Here is a 17,588-nt window from a genome sequence, read left to right as displayed (position 1 = left end):
AACCGTTGTGTCAGGCTTCGATTTTGCTCCGATTTGACCTGAACCTCGCGACTTGATACCGGATCGAACCGTGAAGAAAACGGCGGCTCGCTGGACTAGATCTCTATCCGCCCGAGATCTATCGTCAGCTCCTTGCCTCCACGCTGTTTGAAATGCCCATCCGGCCTCTCGTCAGCGAGTCGATCTCGGCGCTTGAACTAGAGCGACCGCTTGTGGCGTCACCCGTGAGGTGTGAATGACAGGAGTGGGTCGCAACCAGCCGAAAAAAACCATCCCTCTCACCCGCCCGGCCGCCCATCCCGCGTATTCACCGCCGCAGGAGCTTGCGGTTCCGTCAGCAGCTGCACCGTGAAGGCTGCGCCGGTACCGTCGAGGCGGTTGGTGGCTTCAATGTGGCCGCCGTAGCGCTCCAGCAGGCCCATGCTGATCCACAGGCCGAGGCCGTTGCCGTCGTTTTTCGTCGTGAAGAACGGGCGAAATAGGCGCTCTTGCACGCCGGGCGCCAGGCCGGGGCCGCTGTCCACCACGCACAGCTCTGCGCCTGGCTTGGGCGTGTCGCCCGCTGAAATCACGCAGTTGCGGGTTTCCAGCCGCAGTACGCCGCCTGTGGGCATGGCTTGTATGGCGTTGATCAGCAGGTTGATGATGACTTGTTGCAGTTCCTGGCGGTTGAAGCCCACGCGCTGGGTGGCTTGCAGGTGGCGCTGCACTTCAATGCGGGTTTGCGACAGCAGGTGCGCCACCAGCACCAGGCAGTCGTCCACGGTGCGGTTCAGGTCGAGCGTTTCCACGTAGCCAGCGTATTCGGTGGGGCGGGCGTATTGCAGCAACTGCGTGACGATCAGTCGCATGCGTTCGACCTGTTCGTCCAGCAGCTTCAGTTCGGCGCGCACGGGCTGGCTGTGGGGGCCCAGCGTTTCCCGGATCAGGTCCAGGTTGCCTTGCATCACGGCAATGGGGTTGTTGATTTCGTGGGCAATGCTGGCGGTGAGCTGGCCGATGGCGGCGAGCTTTTCGCTTTTCACCAGTTGCTGTTGGGCCAGCTGCAGCGACGCGTTGCTGGCCTCCAGTTCACGGGTGCGCTCGGCCACTTTGTGGTCCAGTTCTTCGCCCCAGCGCTGCAGGGTACGGGTTTTGTCGTCGATCACATCCAGCAACTGGTCCAGGTGGCCGGCCAGGGCACCCAACTCGTCGCGTGCGGGCAGGGCGCCCACCCGCGCCTGCGGCTGGCCCTCTTCCACCCGCTGCATGGTGCGGTTCATGCGCTCCACCGGCCGGAAAATGCTGCGCGCCCAACGCACCGAAAACCAGGCTGAGAGCGCCATCACCAGCAAAAAGATCAGCCCCATCGCGGCCAGCACGGCGTAGCGCACTTGCCGAAACGGAGCTTCCAGGTAGCCCACGTACAGCATGCCAATGCGCTGGGTGTTGGCGTCCAGCAGCGGCTCGTAGGCCGACACATACCAGTCGTTCACCACAAAGGCCCGGTCCAGCCAGGTGTGGCCGCGACCCAGCACAGTGTCGCGCACGGTTTGCGACACACGCGTGCCAATGGCGCGCTGGTCCTGAAACAGGCGCACGTTGGTGGTGATGCGCACGTCGTCCAGAAACAGGGTGGCCGTGCCTTGGCTGCCAAAGGGCAGCGAGCCGTCGGGGTACACGATGCGGTTGATGTGGTCGATGAAGTCCAGGTTCTGGTTCAGCAGCAGGCCACCGGTGAGCAGGGCCAGCGTGCGCCCGGTGGCGTCGCGCACCGGCAGGGTGGACACGACCACCATGGCGCGGTCTTCCCGCGTGCGCTCGGTGGGCGCTGCGTTGCGGGTGGGTACCACGGGCAGCAGCACGCGCGGCAGCAAGTGCGGCGCCAAGGCCTCCAGCGCGTCGGGTGCCATCACCATCAGCAAGGCCTTGCTGGGTGAACCGTCGTCTTGCAGCGCTTGCTGCACTTCGCGCGGCATGCGTGGCTCGTTTGTCGGGGTGAGGGCGTTCGTGCCGGTGGGTGCCGAGCGCGCCAGTGCCAGGCCCTGCGGGCTGTACAGCACCAGAAAGTCCAGGCCCAGGCGCTCGCGGGCGGTTGTCAGCTGGGCCTGCAAGTCGTTGCCTGCGGCGGCGGGCTGCTGCAGGGCGGCGAACAGGGCTTGCGAGTTCGCCACGCTCTGCGCACCGGCGCCCACTTCGGTGAGCACCTGGTCAAAATACCCATGGGCCACCGCCAGGTCGCTGCGCACCTTGGTGATCAGCAGCCGGTCGTAGGCCACGTTGCCCCAAATGGCCAGCGCCAGCACCAGCAGGGGAAACGCCACCAGCAGCGGCAGCAGCGCCATGGCCAGCAGCTTGTTGCGCACCGAGGTGGCGAGCCAGCGGGGTGTGAGGCGCGTCATGTTGGGTCAACGCCGGCGTGAAGTGCCCGTTCCACGAACCCGGCGGAACCGCCCTTCGCCAAGCTCAGGACGGGCCGCATCGGGTCGCACTCTGGAGGTGGTCGCGCGCGGCGCGGCGGGGGTGCTTTCACGCGCTCGCCCACTCGGCCACCCGGCGCTCCAGCGTACGACGCGACACGCCCAGCAGCTGCGCCGCTCGGGTCTTGTCGCCGTGCGCCGACTCCAGGATGGAGAGGATGTGCTGCTTTTCCAGCGTGTGCAGGTCGGTGGGCAGGCCACTGGCGCCGGGCTGTCCGCTGCGTGGTGTGGTGGTGCTGGGGTACAAGGCCGATACGTTGAGCACGCCCAAAATCAGCGAGCGCTCGATCAGGTTGCGCAGTTCGCGCACATTCCCCGGCCAGTCGTATTGCTCCAGAAAGCGCATTTCTTCGGGGCTGATCTGCAAGGGCTCCACACCCAGCGAGGGCGCCAGCTGCGCCATGAAATGCGCCACCAGCTCGGCAATGTCTTCCTTGTGCTCCCGCAGGGGCGGCAGGCTCAGGTCCACCACCTGCAGGCGAAAGTACAGGTCTTTGCGAAAGCGCCCAGCGGCCACTTCGTCGGCCAGGCGGCGGTTGGTGGCGGCCATGATGCGCAGGTTCACCGGCATCAGCTGTTCGCTGCCCACCGGGCGAATTTTCAGGTCTTCAATGGCCCGCAGCAGAGTGGCCTGAATGGGCAGCGGCAGCTCTGCAATTTCGTCGAGAAACAGCGTGCCGCCTTGCGCGTAATGAAACAGGCCGTCGCGTGCGCGCGTGGCGCCGGTGAAGGCGCCCTTGGCGTGCCCAAACAACTCGCTCTCGATCAACTCGGGCGACACCGCGGCGCAGTTCACCGGCACAAACGGCCCAATGGCGCGCGCGCTCTGGGCGTGCAGTTCGCGCGCCACCAGCTCTTTGCCGGTGCCCGACTCGCCCTGCAACAGCACCGTGCTGTTGACGGGCGCCACCCGCTCGATGGACTCGCGCAAGCGCTGCATGGCCGGGGACGCGCCCACCAGCGCTGGGCCGCGCCCGGGTGCGCTGGCCACGGCGCGGCGCAACACGAAGTTTTCACGCCGCAGGCGCGAGCGCTCGTAGCAGTGCTTGATGGCGTTCAGGATTTGCGGCACCCGGAATGGCTTCAAGATGAAGTCGGAAGCGCCCGCGCGCAGGGCTTCGATGGCGGTGTCGAGGTCGGCAAATGCGGTGATCAAAATCACCTCGCCACTGAAGCCCTGTTCGCGCAGTTCTTTCAACCAGGTCACGCCGTTTTTGCCGGGCAGCGAAATGTCCAGGATCACCAGGTCCACATGGTGCGTTCGCAGCCATTGCGCGCCGTCTTCAGCGCTGGCGGCGCTCATCACCAGCTGGCAGCGTGGCGCAAGCGTTTTCACCAAAAAGTTCAGCATGCCCTGCTCATCGTCCACGATCAGGATCGACCAGTCGGGCCAGCCTTCCAGTTGTCTTTCGGGGGATGAGGGAAAAAAGGTCGGTTCCACCCGGCGGCATTCTACGGACGAAGCCTACAAAATCACTTGGGTATTGCCGAAAATCCGACGTGGCTGGCGGTATTTCACCGGTGCGACAAACCGCGCAACGTGCGACAACTTGTCGCACGACGCTGCGCGCCGCTGGGCATGCACAGACGGCCCATGCCGATGTGCTGTCAGGGTAATCCCGCAAGGTCGGCCGGTGCCTTGCAGGACCTCTGCCCTGCAAGCCTGTGGCAGCAAGCTTTCAGGTGTTTGCATGCGGGCGCGATCTCTATAAGCGGTGTCTTATGGCACGCTTCTGGCTATCAATTCGGAAGCGCGCCAGGCTGCCCCGCTGCCGGCTCGCTGCGCAAGGGTTCTATCCGTACAAACCCCAATCAGCACCGCCATACAGCGCTTGCGCGGAGTCGGTGCGGCGGTTAGATTCCACGTATGCAAAAAGCCCACATGCGCCGCCGCCTGGCTCGCAAAGGGTGTTTGTTCAACCAGGAGACACGCATGCGCAAGCCCCTTTCTGAGCCCACCGAAGGCCGCACCAGCCTGAGCCGCCGTACCTTGTTCGCCGGTGCCAGCACCGTTGGCGCGCTGGCCGCAGCCGCCGTCCTCATTCCCCGCGTGAAAACCGAAGAAGCGGCTGCTGTTGCACCGCGTCCAGCGCCCGAAAAGGGCGGTGGTTACAGCCTGTCTGACCACGTCAAGCAGTACTACAAAACCACCCTGATCTGAACAGGCAGGAGAAACCCATGTTGCTGACCAAAAAAACGTCTGGCACCGGTGCACAGAGCGCCCGCGCCCACACCTCTTTCGTCCACAGCCTGCAGCGCGGGCTGTCGGCGGCTTTGCCCACCATGGACCGACGCGGCTTTCTGCGCCGCTCGGGTCTCGGTGTCGGCGTCGGCCTGGCGGCCACCCAGCTGGTGCTGGTGAAAAAAGCCAAGGCCGCCACGGGCGGCTCGATTGATGGCAGCGGCAAGATCGAAGTCAAGCGCACCGTGTGTACCCACTGTTCTGTGGGTTGCGCGACCGACGCGATTGTTGAAAACGGCGTCTGGGTGCGCCAGGAGCCGGTGTTTGACTCCCCCATCAACCTGGGCGCGCATTGCGCCAAGGGTGCCGCCCTGCGCGAACACGGCCACGGCGAATACCGCTTGCGCTACCCCATGAAGCTGGTCAACGGCAAATACCAGCGCATCAGCTGGGACACCGCGTTGACCGAGATCACCGCCAAGATGAACGAGCTGAAAGAGGCCAGTGGCCCCGATTCGGTGTACTTCGTCGGTTCCTCCAAGCACAACAACGAGCAGGCTTACCTGCTGCGCAAGTTCGTGAGCTTCTGGGGCACCAACAACTGCGATCACCAGGCCCGCATCTGCCATTCCACCACGGTGGCTGGTGTGGCCAACACCTGGGGTTACGGTGCCATGACCAATTCGTACAACGACATGCAAAACAGCAAGTGCGCGTTGTACATCGGCTCCAACGCCGCCGAGGCGCACCCGGTGTCCATGCTGCACATGCTGCACGCCAAGGAAAACGGCTGCAAGATGATCGTGGTGGACCCGCGCTTCACACGCACCGCCGCCAAAGCTGACGAATACGTGCGCATCCGCTCCGGCACCGACATTCCTTTCCTGTTCGGTCTGCTGCACCACATCTTCAAAAATGGCTGGGAAGACAAGCAGTACGTGAACGACCGTGTCTATGGCATGGACAAAGTGCGTGAAGACGTGCTGGCCAAGTGGACACCCGACAAGGTGGAAGAAGCCTGTGGTGTGCCCGAAGCGCAAATGTTCAAAGTGGCCAAGATGCTCGCCGAAGCCAAGCCCGCCACCATCGTCTGGTGCATGGGCCAGACGCAGCACACCATCGGCAATGCCATGGTGCGTGCCTCGTGCATCTTGCAGCTGGCGTTGGGCAACGTGGGCAAGAGCGGCGGCGGCACCAACATCTTCCGCGGCCACGACAACGTGCAGGGCGCGACCGACGTCGGCCCCAACCCCGATTCTTTGCCCGGCTACTACGGTCTGGCTGCGGGCTCGTGGAAACATTTCGCCCAGGTCTGGGGTGTGGACTACGAGTGGATCAAGTCCAAGTACACCGGCGGCAACATGGAGAAGCCCGGCATCACCGTGTCGCGCTGGATCGACGGTGTGCTGGAGAACAACGAACTCATCGACCAGGACGCGAACCTGCGTGGCGTGTTCTTCTGGGGCCATGCGCCCAACTCGCAAACCCGAGGTCTGGAGATGAAGCGGGCCATGGACAAACTCGACCTGCTGGTGGTGGTGGACCCTTACCCGTCGGCCACGGCCTCCATGGCGGCCATGCCCGGCAAGCCGGAAGACCTGAACCCCAACCGCGCGGTGTACCTGTTGCCAGCCGCCACGCAGTTTGAAACCAGCGGTTCTTGCACGGCGTCCAACCGCTCGCTGCAGTGGCGTGAAAAAGTGATTGAGCCGCTGTGGGAGAGCCGCAGCGACCACATGATCATGCACCAGTTCGCTGAGAAGCTGGGCTTCGCCGCCGAGTTGTCCAAGAACTACAAGATGCAGAAGGTCAAAGGCATGGACGAGCCGGTGCCTGAAGACATCCTGCGCGAAATCAATGCCTCGGTGTGGACCATTGGCTACACCGGCCAGAGCCCCGAGCGCCTGAAGGCCCACATGCGCAACATGAACGCCTTCGACGTGAAGACGCTGAAGTGCAAGGGCAAAGTGGTGGACAAGGAAACCGGCTACGACATGAGCGGTGACTACTTTGGCCTGCCGTGGCCGTGCTACGGCACCGCCGCCATCAAGCACCCTGGCTCGCCCAACCTGTACGACACCTCCAAGCACGTCATGGAAGGCGGCGGCAACTTCCGTGCCAACTTCGGTGTGGAGCGCGAGGGCGCCACGCTGTTGGCCGAAGACGGTTCGCACTCGGTGGGCGCTGAGATCACCACCGGCTACCCCGAGTTTGATCATGTGTTGCTGAAGAAGCTGGGCTGGTGGGACGACCTGACCGACGCCGAGAAAACAGCGGCCGAAGGCAAGAACTGGAAGACCGACCTGTCCGGCGGCATTCAGCGCGTGACCATGGCGCACGGCTGCCACCCGTTTGGCAATGCCAAAGCCCGTGCGGTGGTGTGGAACTTCCCCGACGCCATTCCGCAGCACCGCGAGCCGATTTATGGCACGCGCCCCGATCTGGTGGCCAAATACCCCAGCCACGACGACCAGAAGACCCGCTGGCGCCTGCCGGTGCTCTACAAGTCCTTGCAGCAGAAAAACGTGGACGACAAGGTCCACGAGAAATTCCCGCTGATCATGACCTCAGGCCGTTTGGTCGAGTACGAAGGCGGCGGCGAAGAGACCCGATCGAACCCGTGGCTGGCCGAGCTGCAACAGGAAATGTTTGTTGAGCTGAACCCGAAAGCAGCGGCCGAGCGCGGCATTCGCAATGGCGAGCGCGTGTGGGTGAGTAGCCCGACCGGTGCACGCCTCAATGTTCAGGCGCTGGTGACCGAGCGCGTGGCGCCCGACACGGTGTTCCTGCCGTTCCACTTCTCGGGCCGCTGGCAAGGTGAAGACATGAAGCCCTACTACCCCGACGGCGCCATGCCGGTGGTGCGTGGTGAGGCGGTCAACACCGCCACCACCTATGGTTACGACATCGTGACCATGATGCAGGAAACCAAGACCACGGTCTGTAACGTCGAACGCGCTTGAGGAGCTGACAAATGGCACGAATGAAATTTATTTGTGATGCCGAGCGCTGCATTGAATGCAACGGCTGCGTCACCGCCTGCAAGAACGAACACGAAGTCCCTTGGGGTGTGAACCGCCGCCGCGTGGTCACCCTCAACGACGGTGTGCCGGGTGAAAAGTCGATCTCGGTGGCCTGCATGCATTGCAGCGACGCACCCTGCATGGCGGTGTGCCCGGTCAACTGCTTCTACCGCACCGACGAAGGCGTGGTGCTGCACGACAAGGATGTGTGCATTGGCTGTGGCTACTGCTCTTACGCCTGCCCGTTTGGCGCACCTCAGTTCCCTAGCAATGGCACTTTTGGTGTGCGCGGCAAGATGGACAAGTGCACCTTCTGCGCCGGTGGCCCCGAAGACCACGGCAGCCAGGATGAGTTTGAAAAATACGGCCGCAACCGCCTGGCCGAAGGCAAGCTGCCCGCCTGCGCCGAGATGTGCTCGACCAAGGCACTGCTCGCCGGCGACGGCGACGTGGTGGCCGACATTTTCCGCAGCCGTGTGCTGCGCCGCGGCAAAGGCGCCGAGGTGTGGGGCTGGGGCACCGCGTACGGTACCGCACAAGGAGCCAAATCATGATCAAGCGCACCCTGACTCTTGCTGCCGTGGCGGCAGCTGTGGTGGCTCTGTCTGCCTGTGGCGATCAGCCGCAGGAAAGCAGTGGCTCTGGCGTCAAGCAGGACGGCGCGCCCTACACAGGCGTGGGCTCCAGCCAGTACGCGCAGGGCGGCTGGAAAGCGGGCGACCGCAACAGCTGGGAACAGCAGTTGAAGACCCGTGCCCAGTACGGCCAAAACGACTACACCCGCATGAGCAATCAATAAAGGGAGCGCTTTATGCAATGGTTCCCGAATTCCATGATCAGCCGACTCACGGCACCGCGCACCTGGGCGGTGGCTTTGTTGGCTTTGAGCAGCAGCTGGGCCAGCGCGCAGGCGCTCAAGGTAGAGCCTGTACCCGATGATCCAGCGCCCCCGGCAGCGGTGGTGGCACCGGCTGAAACCGGTGGTATCCGCAGTGCAAACATCTTTGAAATTGCACCCGATGCGAGCACCGACCCCAACTACGCCGGCCAGACCAACGCCGAGCGCAAGCAGGTGCAGCCCGGCAACAACGCGCCCATGTGGCGCGACGTGGGCAAGGGTGTCACCGGCTACAGCAGCCTGCCTTATCCCGAATCGGGCAACCTGATTCAGGGCTTTGTGCAGTACCCCGGCTCTCGCCTGACCAATGCGGGTGAAGCCTGGCGCCAGGTGCGCAACGACTGGCTGATCCCTTACGGTGGTTCGTTGCTGATCATCGTGGCGGTAGCCATTGGCCTGTTTTACATGGGCAAGGGCAGCATCCCGCTGCATGGCAAGGAAACCGGCCGGGTGATCGAGCGCTTCACTTACGTGGAACGCGCAGCGCACTGGGTCAACGCCATTGCTTTCGTGGTCCTGGCCGTCTCCGGCATCATCATGGCGTTTGGCAAGTTTTTCTTGCTGCCCGTCATTGGCAGCACCTTGTTTGGCTGGCTGGCTTATGCGCTGAAAAACGTGCACAACTTCACCGGGCCGCTGTTTGCAGTGTCTCTGGTGGTGGTCATCGTCACCTTTGCGCGCGACAACCTGCCCAGCAAGGAAGACATCACCTGGTTGCTCAAGGGCGGTGGTCTGTTCGGCGGGCATGAGGTGCCTTCACACCGCTTCAATGCGGGTGAAAAGGTGCTGTTTTGGTCGGGCGTGTTCCTGTTCGGTTTGCTGGTGGTGGGCTCGGGGGTGTTTCTGGACAAGATCGTCCCCGCAGTGGAGTACACCCGCGCCAACATGCAGGTGGCGCACATGATCCACGGCGCTGCCTCTGTGCTGATGATGGCGATGTTCATGGGTCACATTTACATGGGCACGCTGGGTATGGACGGCGCTTACAAAGCCATGAAAACGGGTTATGTCGACGAAACATGGGCCAAGGAACACCACGAACTCTGGTACGACGACATCAAGGCCGGCAAGATTCCTGCTCAGCGCAGCGCCAACAGCCCCGCCGGGGCCGTGGCCAGCCAGCCCGTCAAGGCTTGAACGACCTCATTTGTCAAGGAAGATCATGAAACGCTTTCTCATTTGCACATCGGTGCTGCTGGCCTTTGCCGCACACGCCAAGCTGCCTGTGCCGGTATTGACCGACGAAGCTAAAGCCAAGGCGGCAGAGGCTGCTGCCAAAACTGCACATGGCAACAAGGTCGCGGCCTTCCAGCTGTGCCGTTCTATGGACCGTGCTGCAGGCCACTATTTCAAGACTGCCTCGGCGGCGGGTAAGTCTGTCAAGCCGGCCCAAGCAGCCCCCGCTTGTGTGGACCCGGGTCCTTTCGTGCCAGTGGCGCCAGCGGCGGTGGCTGCGAAGTCCTGATAGCCTCTGCAACACGCTGACCAGCACAAAAGGGGCCCTCTGGGCCCTTTTTGCTGGGGTTACGGGTTGAGCCGAGTGAGGCCTTGGCATGCTTTTTTACTGCCTTCTCACGGCGGTTCATACTGCAAAGCGTTTGTAATTCATGAGACTGACCGAAACCATGCCAACCGTCCAAAACCCGAGCGCAGTCCAGCACCGCGATCTGGCTGCTGAGGCGTCCTTGCCTCAGCTCACCCACGCCCAAGCCCCGCTGACCCAGGAAGTGGCTGTGCTCAACGAGTTCGGGCTCAGCAGCTTGGTGTCCATTCCTGCAGAGCGCGATCTCACGGTCTATGTGGACAAGCGTGAACTTGTCACACTCATGACGCTGGGCGCTCACCCCGAATGGCTGGTGTTGGGTTACTTGCTCAACCAGCGCCTGATTGCCTCGGTAGCAGAAATCGAGTCCATCACCGTGGACTGGGATGTAGGCGCCGCGTCGGTCAAGACACGCAACGGCATTGACCGCATTGAAGAGCGCACGTCCAAGCGCGTGGTCACCACCGGCTGCGGGCAGGGCAGCGTGTTTGGCAACCTCATGGACGAGGTGGACGGCATCCAACTGCCGGCTGAAGCGGTGCTGCGCCAGTCGCAGCTGTATGGCATTTTGAATGCGATTCGCCTGAAGGAAAGCACCTACAAATCGGCTGGCTCGGTGCACGCTTGTGCCTTGTTTCGGGGCGACGCGCTACAGCTGTTTGTGGAAGACGTGGGCCGCCACAACGCAGTGGACACCATTGCCGGCTGGATGGCGCTGCAGCAGCGTCCAGCGGCCGAGCGGGTGGAGCATGTTTTTTACACCACGGGGCGGCTGACCAGCGAAATGGTGATCAAGTCAGCCCAGATGGGCGTGGCGGTGGTTGTTTCGCGCAGCGGCATCACCCAAATGGGTCTGGACGTGGCCCAGCGTGTGGGCTTGTGCGCTGTGGGCCGTGCCACCAACAAGCGTTTTCTTTGTTACGCGCATGCCCAGCGATTGTTGCTCGACGCTGTGCCGCCGGCCTCGCCTGCCGCTGCCGCCATGGACCTCAGCGCGGCTTGAGCGCACCTGGCGCAGCCACGGCGTGGCGAGCCAGCCCGGGTTCGGGCATAAACTTCATCCACTTCTGAGCGCCACACGGGCTGTGCCCGTCGTTGGCGTTTCCCCATCGTTTCTTGAAAGAACCCCCATGAGCCGAGACGTCCACCTCGTTGACCACCCGTTGGTGCAGCACAAACTCACGCTGATGCGCCGCAAAGACACCAGCACCAAGAGCTTTCGCGAACTGGCGCACGAGATCAGCATCTTGCTGGCCTACGAGTTGACGCGCGACATGCCGATGCAGGAGGTGGAGATTGAGACGCCGCTGGAGAAAATGACCTCGCGCATCATTGATGGCAAGAAAGTGGTGCTGGCGTCCATCTTGCGGGCGGGCAACGGCTTTCTGGACGGCATGCTGCAGGTGCTGCCCGCTGCGCGTGTGGGCCACATCGGTCTTTACCGCGACCCGGTCACGCTCAAGGCGGTGGAGTATTACTTCAAGATGCCCAGCGGCATGGATGAGCGCGACGTGATCGTGCTGGACCCGATGCTGGCCACTGGTAACTCGGCGGTGTGGGCGGTTGACCGGTTGAAGCAGACCAATCCCCGCTCGATCCGTTTCGTGTGCCTGGTTTCGTGCCCCGAGGGCATCAAAAACTTCCACGACCACCACCCCGACGTGCCGATTTACACCCCGGCGGTGGACCGTGGTCTGAACGAGCACGGCTACATCGTGCCCGGTCTGGGTGATGCGGGTGACCGCATTTTTGGGACGAAGTAGGAACACCCCCATCGCTGGCTCACTGCGTGTAGCCAGCTCCGCCCCTCAAGGGGCAACGCGTGTGGACTGGCGGAGCCAGATCCACTGCGTTCTGGGTTTTGGGGCATGTCGCGCCGGGTTGACTCGGATGGATTTACAGGTGACTCACTGCGGGAATGCTCGTCGGGGGTGATGCCGACAGCGCCTATGCGTTAAGGCAACGCTGAACAAGCGGTCGATCCAGCGACCCGTTGCCTCCTGATTGCGCCATGCGAGAAGCAAGGTCAAATCAAGTGGATTTCGTACCGTTTCAGGGCCATTTCGACCTTGTGCACGCGTTTGGCGTGCGCTGCAGACGCACTCATCCCATGAGGCGCTGACGCGCCAGGTAGATGTTGGCCAATCCCAGCGCCACGAACGAGCGCGTGGCGTTCTTGGCCAGCCCCCGGTAGCGCACCTTGGCAAAGCCCCACAGCCGCTTGACCACTGCAAAGACGTGTTCGACCCGCGCCCGGATTCTGGACTTGTTGCGGTTCTTCGAGCGTTCGGCTTCATCGACTTCACCGCCCTTGCGCACGCGCTGGTTGGTGAAGTCTTTGGCCTTGGGCGCCCTGGAAGCGATCAGCGTCTTCTGGCTAGCGTAGGCGCTGTCGCCGTACACGCGCTGCTCGTTGCCGTGCAGCAAATCGGGCAGCGGGTGTTTGTCGTGCATGTTGGCCGCTGTCACCACGGCGCTGTGCGCCAGCCCGCTGCGACTGTCCACGCCGATGTGCATCTTCATCCCGAAATACCACTGCTGACCCTTCTTGGTCTGGTGCATCTCGGGGTCACGTTGCTTGTCTGCGTTTTTGGTCGAGCTCGGTGCGCCGATGATGGTGGCGTCCACGATGGTGCCGGTACCGACCTTCATGCCCTGCGCCTGCAGCACCTCTCCCACTTTGGCAAACAAGGCCTCGCCCAGTTGGTGCGTCTCCAGCAAGCGGCGAAACTTCAGCAGCGTGGTCGCATCGGGCACGCGCTCGCGCCCGAGGTCTATGCCGACAAAGCGCCGCAGCGCGGTGCTGTCGAGTAGCGCATCCTCGCAGGCCTCATCGGCCAGGTTGAACCAGTGCTGCACGAAGTACATGCGCAGCATACGCTCGAGCCCGATCGGTGGACGCCCGTTGCCGGCCTTGGGGTAGTGAGGCTCGATCACCGCGCACAACGCCTGCCAGGGCACGATCTGCTGCATCGTGGCCAGGAAGGTATCGCGCCTGGTCGGCCTGCGGTAAGGCTCAAAACCTTCAGCTTGATCGGCGGCCATGGCAAGGGTTTGCTGTTTCATCTTCATCTGCCTGTTCGTCTGTACTGCAACGGTACAGGTAAACACCACGCTCGAGCAGTACTTAATCAGCGTTGCCTTAAGGTTGGCGCATGGAATCTCGACCCCCTTCATTTGTTCAATTGGGCTGGCGCTCGCTGTGGCGCGACTGGCGTGCTGGCGAGTTGCGGCTGTTGGTGCTGGCGGTCACGCTGGCCGTGGCGGCTCTGACGGCGGTGGGTTTTTTCGCCGACCGGCTGCAAAACGGCTTGGCGCGAGACGCTCGCGCGCTGATCGGTGGCGATGCCGTCATCAGCAGCGACAACCAGCCACCGCCCACCATTGAGCAACAGGCGCTGGCGCTGGGCTTGCAAACCACCCAGACACTGGGCTTCCCCACCATGGGCCGGGCGCCTGAAGAAGCCGGTGGCGCTGCACGTCTGGTGGCCTTGAAAGCTGTGGGCGAGGGCTACCCGCTGCGCGGCACGCTGCGGGTAGCGCCGGCACCGCAGACTGCTGACGAGGCCACACGCGACATACCGGCCCCCGGCACCGCCTGGGTGGACGCGGCCCTGCTGGTGGCGCTGAACCTGCAGATGGGGCAGCCCTTGTTGCTGGGTGACGCGTCGTTCACCCTGTCGAAAGTGATCGTGGTCGAGCCCGACCGAGGCGCTGGTTTCATGAGCTTTGCGCCGCGCGTCATGATCAACAGCGCCGATTTGCCGGCCACCGGCCTGGTGCAGCCCGCCAGCCGCCTGACCTACCGGCTGGCCGTGGCGGGGCCCGATGCGGGTGTGGCGCAGTTTGTGCGGTGGGCTGAGCTGGAGGTCGAAAAGCCCGGCGTGCGCGGGCTGCGGCTGGAGTCGCTGGAGGGCGGGCGCCCCGAAATGCAGCAAACGCTGGCCCGCGCCGAGAAATTTTTGAACCTGGTGGCCCTGCTCGCCGCGCTGCTGTGCGCGGTGGCCGTGGCCATTGCGGCGCGTGGTTTTGCCCAGCGCCACCTGGACGATTGCGCCATGTTGCGCGTGCTCGGGCTGTCTCAAGCCACCATGGCGCGCGCCTACACACTTGAATTTGCGCTGGTTGGTTTGATGGCCAGTGCCGTGGGCGTGGCGCTGGGTTACGGCGTGCACCACGCGTTTGTGCTGCTGTTGGCCGGTTTGGTGGACGCTGCGCTGCCCGCACCGAGCCTGAACCCGGTGTTTTTGGGTTTGGGCATGGGCCTCACGCTTATGATGGCTTTTGGCTTGCCACCGGTGTTGCAGCTGGCACAGGTGCCACCGCTGCGCGTGATCCGGCGGGACGTGGGCCAGCTCAAGCCTGCCACGCTGGCGGTGCTGGGGCTGGGTGTGGCGGGCTTTGCCGCTTTGCTGCTGGCCGCCAGCCGCGACCTGTTGCTCGGCGCGATCGCCGTGGGCGGCTTTGCCGCGGCGGTGCTGCTGTTTGCGGTGGTCAGCTACGCGGCCGTGCGCTTGCTGCGCGCCAGTGTGAACGAGGCCACCGCGCCGCGCGCGCTGGTCATGGCCACGCGCCAGCTCTCGGCCCGCCCGGCTTACGCGGTGGTTCAAATCAGCGCGCTGGCGGTGGGCTTGCTGGCTCTGGTGCTGCTGGTGCTGCTGCGCACCGACCTCATTTCCAGCTGGCGCAACGCCACGCCGCCCGACGCGCCCAACCGCTTTGTCATCAACGTCCAGCCCGAGCAGGGCGAAGCTTTTCAGCAGGCGCTTCGGCAGGCCGGGGTGGAGCGCTTTGACTGGTACCCCATGATCCGGGGCCGACTGGTGCGCATCAATGGTGAGCCGGTGAACCCCGAAAGCTTTGTGGGCGACCGCGCCCAGCGGCTGGTGGACCGCGAGTTCAACCTGTCCAGCACCGCCACGCTGCCCGAACACAACCCGGTGGTGGCCGGGCGCTGGACCGACAACGAAGCCGACGGCCTTAGTGTGGAAGAGGGCCTGGCCGAAACGCTGGGCCTGAAGCTCGGCGACCGGCTGGGCTTTGACATCGCCGGGCAGGTGAGCGAGGGCACCATCACCAGCCTGCGCAAGGTGGACTGGGGTTCGATGCGCGTCAACTTCTTTGTTGTGTTCCCCGTGGCCAACGTGCCCAATGTGCCCGTGACCTACATCAGCGCTTTTCAGGCGCCTGAGGGCAGCACCCAGTTTGACAACACCTTGGTACGGCAGTTTCCCAACATCACCAACGTGGACATGAGCCAGACCATTGCCCAGGTGCAGCGCGTGCTGGGGCAGGTCATTGGTGCGGTGGAGTTTTTGTTTGCCTTCACGCTGGCCGCAGGCTTGGTGGTGCTGCTGGCGGCCATCACCGCCACCCGCGGTGAGCGCGAGCGCGAGTTCGCTATTTTGCGGGCGGTGGGCGCGGGTTCGGCGCTGTTGCGCCAGGTGCAGCGCATCGAGCTGCTGGGGGTGGGCTTGCTGGCCGGCTTTCTGGCCTCGGTGGTCGCGGTGATCGTGGGCTGGGCCCTGGCCCGGTTCGTTTTTGAATTCGCCTGGACCGCCTCGCTGTGGGTGCCGCTGGCTGGCAGCCTGGCAGGCGCGCTGCTGGCTCTCGCCGCCGGGTGGTGGGGCTTGCGCAGCGTGTTGCGCACGCCAGTGGTGGAAACGCTGCGCAAGGCGACCGCCTGAGTGACCGTTTGACGCACGACAATACCGCCATGAATACGCCATCTACCGAAGAAAGCCATACCAGCGCGCCCGCCACCCCGTTTGAATGGATGGGGGGCGAAGCGCGCGTGCGCGCGCTGGTTGACCGCTTTTACGACCTGATGGACATTGAGCCGGGCTACCACGAACTGCGCGTGGCCCACGGCAGCACGCTGGACGACGCACGCGACAAGCTTTTTTGGTTTCTGTGTGGCTGGCTGGGCGGCCCGCAGCACTACACCGAGCGGTTTGGGCACCCGCGCTTGCGCATGCGCCACATGCCGTTTTCCATTGGCATTCAGGAGCGAGACCAATGGCTGGCTTGCATGGACCAGGCCATGGGTGAAACCGGTGTGGACCCGGTGCTGCGCGAGCGCCTGAAAACCAGCTTTTTCCAGACGGCAGACTGGATGCGCAACACGCCATAATCCGGCTGCTGTGTGGGTGGCCCCGCCCACGGCATCACGCGCAAACCTCCATGACGTTTCTTCTCCCCGGCATTCTGGCCATGGCGGCCATCGTGCTGGCCTCCAATATTCTGGTGCAGTTCCTGTTTGGCCAATGGCTGACCTGGGGCGCCTTCACCTACCCGCTGGCCTTTCTGGTGACCGATCTGGTCAACTTTGTGCACGGCCCGAAGGCCGCGCGCAAGGTGGTGCTGGCCGGCTTTGTCATCGGGCTGTTGTGCTCCCTGGTGGGCAGCCAGATTGTGGGCGAGGCCGGCCCGCTGGTCACGCTGCGTATTGCGCTGGCTTCCGGGGTGGCATTTCTGGTCGCTCAGTTGCTGGACGTGTCCATTTTTGACCGCTTGCGCCAGGGCAGCTGGTGGCGTGCGCCGCTCGTTTCTACACTGGTGGGCGCCTCCATCGACACGGCGCTGTTTTTCTCGCTCGCCTTTTCTGCCTCCCTGGTGTGGCTTGAGCCCGCCAATGACGTGAGCTGGGCCAACGAAGTGTTGCCCATGCTGGGCATGGGACCGCTGGCGCCGCTGTGGGTGTCGCTGGCAGCTGCCGACTGGATGGTCAAACTCTCGCTGGCCTTGCTGGCGCTGGTGCCGTTTCGGATGGCGGTGCGCCGGTTGCTGGCGCAAATCAGGTAGGTGCTGCGCGTGCGGGGAGCCGGTGCGGTTGTTGCACCGGCTGCAGCAACACGACCAAGGCGCCCGCACCGCCCTCGGCCGGGCGGGCCTGCACAAACGCCATCACCTCCGACTTTTGCACCAGCCAGCGCAGCACACGGCCCTTGAGCACCGGTGTGCGCCCGGGCGAGCCCAGCCCTTTGCCGTGCACCACGCGCACGCAGCGCAGCCCCAGCTGGTGCGATTCCCTTACAAACAGGCCCAGCGCCTCGCGCGCCTCGTCGGTGCGCAGTCCGTGCAGGTCGATCTGGCGCTGAATGCTCCAGCGGCCTTCGCGCAGCTTGCGAACCACGTCCGAGCCCAAGCCGGGCAGGCGGTAGCTCAGCAAGTCGTCGGTGTGCAGCAGGGTTTCCACGTCAAACTCGTCTGACAGGGCTTCGCGCATGACAGACGCCTCGTCCCGCAAGCGCTGCACCGGCAGCGGCTCCACCGCCACAGGCCGGGGCGCGATACGCCCGCCGTGGGCAATGGGTTGCACCGGGCCCACCGCGAGTTCAAACAAGCGTTGTTCGCGCTCCCGCCTCAAGCGGGCTGCGCGCGCGGCTTCGAGCGCTGCGGCTTGCACCGCAGCGCGCTCGTTCATCACGCGTTGGAGCGTTTTGAGGTCGGCGAACGCATGCACTTTCATGCGCCGCATTGT

General features: G+C 63.8%; 15 protein-coding genes. 11 read left to right on the top strand and 4 right to left on the bottom strand.

Features of this window, described 5'->3' with window-relative positions:
- Positions 1–278: 278 nt before the first annotated feature.
- On the bottom strand, positions 279–2,381 hold the full coding sequence (locus AC4QBL_RS12565) for a sensor histidine kinase (RefSeq protein ID WP_472908434.1): 2,103 nt from the start codon (positions 2,379–2,381) through the stop codon (positions 279–281).
- A gap of 127 nt (positions 2,382–2,508) precedes the next feature.
- Positions 2,509–3,900, bottom strand: a complete 1,392-nt coding sequence (locus tag AC4QBL_RS12560) for a sigma-54-dependent transcriptional regulator (RefSeq protein WP_472908433.1) — start codon at positions 3,898–3,900, stop codon at positions 2,509–2,511.
- 492 nt (positions 3,901–4,392) lie between these two features.
- Here AC4QBL_RS12560 and AC4QBL_RS12555 point away from each other — a divergent pair, with 492 nt between their 5' ends.
- The 8 genes from AC4QBL_RS12555 to upp all read left to right on the top strand — a co-directional run bounded on the left by AC4QBL_RS12555 (position 4,393) and on the right by upp (position 11,868).
- Positions 4,393–4,620 carry a formate dehydrogenase gene (locus AC4QBL_RS12555; protein WP_472908432.1) on the top strand — a complete coding sequence of 76 codons (228 nt, stop codon included), beginning with the start codon at positions 4,393–4,395 and terminating at the stop codon, positions 4,618–4,620.
- Between the two features lie 17 nt (positions 4,621–4,637).
- On the top strand, positions 4,638–7,604 hold the full coding sequence (locus AC4QBL_RS12550) for a formate dehydrogenase subunit alpha (protein ID WP_472908431.1): 2,967 nt from the start codon (positions 4,638–4,640) through the stop codon (positions 7,602–7,604).
- An 11-nt stretch (positions 7,605–7,615) separates the two neighbouring features.
- The gene (gene fdh3B / locus AC4QBL_RS12545) at positions 7,616–8,218 is read left to right on the top strand and encodes a formate dehydrogenase FDH3 subunit beta (protein WP_472901659.1); all 603 of its coding nucleotides are present in this window, start codon (positions 7,616–7,618) and stop codon (positions 8,216–8,218) included.
- Positions 8,215–8,463: a hypothetical protein gene (locus AC4QBL_RS12540; RefSeq protein ID WP_472901658.1), complete on the top strand. Its 249-nt coding sequence runs from the start codon at positions 8,215–8,217 to the stop codon at positions 8,461–8,463. Before fdh3B ends, AC4QBL_RS12540 begins: the two co-directional genes overlap by 4 nt.
- A 12-nt stretch (positions 8,464–8,475) precedes the next feature.
- On the top strand, positions 8,476–9,699 hold the full coding sequence (locus tag AC4QBL_RS12535; protein ID WP_472908430.1) for a formate dehydrogenase subunit gamma: 1,224 nt from the start codon (positions 8,476–8,478) through the stop codon (positions 9,697–9,699).
- A 25-nt stretch (positions 9,700–9,724) separates the two neighbouring features.
- On the top strand, positions 9,725–10,027 hold the full coding sequence (locus tag AC4QBL_RS12530; protein ID WP_472901656.1) for a hypothetical protein: 303 nt from the start codon (positions 9,725–9,727) through the stop codon (positions 10,025–10,027).
- 160 nt (positions 10,028–10,187) lie between these two features.
- Complete coding sequence (locus AC4QBL_RS12525; RefSeq protein WP_472908429.1) at positions 10,188–11,108, top strand: formate dehydrogenase accessory sulfurtransferase FdhD; 921 nt, start codon at positions 10,188–10,190, stop codon at positions 11,106–11,108.
- A gap of 127 nt (positions 11,109–11,235) precedes the next feature.
- Positions 11,236–11,868: a uracil phosphoribosyltransferase gene (gene upp, locus AC4QBL_RS12520; protein ID WP_472901654.1), complete on the top strand. Its 633-nt coding sequence runs from the start codon at positions 11,236–11,238 to the stop codon at positions 11,866–11,868.
- A 340-nt stretch (positions 11,869–12,208) separates the two neighbouring features.
- Here upp and AC4QBL_RS12515 read toward each other — a convergent pair whose 3' ends face one another.
- Positions 12,209–13,171: an IS5 family transposase gene (locus tag AC4QBL_RS12515; RefSeq protein ID WP_472900628.1), complete on the bottom strand. Its 963-nt coding sequence runs from the start codon at positions 13,169–13,171 to the stop codon at positions 12,209–12,211.
- Between the two features lie 89 nt (positions 13,172–13,260).
- Here AC4QBL_RS12515 and AC4QBL_RS12510 point away from each other — a divergent pair, with 89 nt between their 5' ends.
- Genes AC4QBL_RS12510 through AC4QBL_RS12500 form a run of 3 tightly spaced genes read left to right on the top strand, consistent with a single transcriptional unit; the run spans position 13,261 to position 16,909 of the window.
- Positions 13,261–15,792 (top strand): ABC transporter permease, encoded by a 2,532-nt coding sequence (locus AC4QBL_RS12510; RefSeq protein WP_472908184.1) that lies wholly within the window; start codon positions 13,261–13,263, stop codon positions 15,790–15,792.
- 29 nt (positions 15,793–15,821) lie between these two features.
- Positions 15,822–16,238, top strand: a complete 417-nt coding sequence (locus tag AC4QBL_RS12505) for a group II truncated hemoglobin (RefSeq protein ID WP_472908183.1) — start codon at positions 15,822–15,824, stop codon at positions 16,236–16,238.
- Between the two features lie 50 nt (positions 16,239–16,288).
- Positions 16,289–16,909 (top strand): queuosine precursor transporter, encoded by a 621-nt coding sequence (locus tag AC4QBL_RS12500; protein ID WP_472908182.1) that lies wholly within the window; start codon positions 16,289–16,291, stop codon positions 16,907–16,909.
- Here AC4QBL_RS12500 and AC4QBL_RS12495 read toward each other — a convergent pair.
- Complete coding sequence (locus AC4QBL_RS12495) at positions 16,902–17,585, bottom strand: Smr/MutS family protein (RefSeq protein ID WP_472908181.1); 684 nt, start codon at positions 17,583–17,585, stop codon at positions 16,902–16,904. The two genes, AC4QBL_RS12500 and AC4QBL_RS12495, sit on opposite strands and share 8 nt — an antisense overlap.
- Between the last annotated feature and the right edge of the window lie 3 nt (positions 17,586–17,588).

The sequence above is a fragment of the Hydrogenophaga sp. L99 genome, from assembly GCF_058731905.1.
This window is presented reverse-complemented; position numbering and strand designations above follow the sequence as displayed.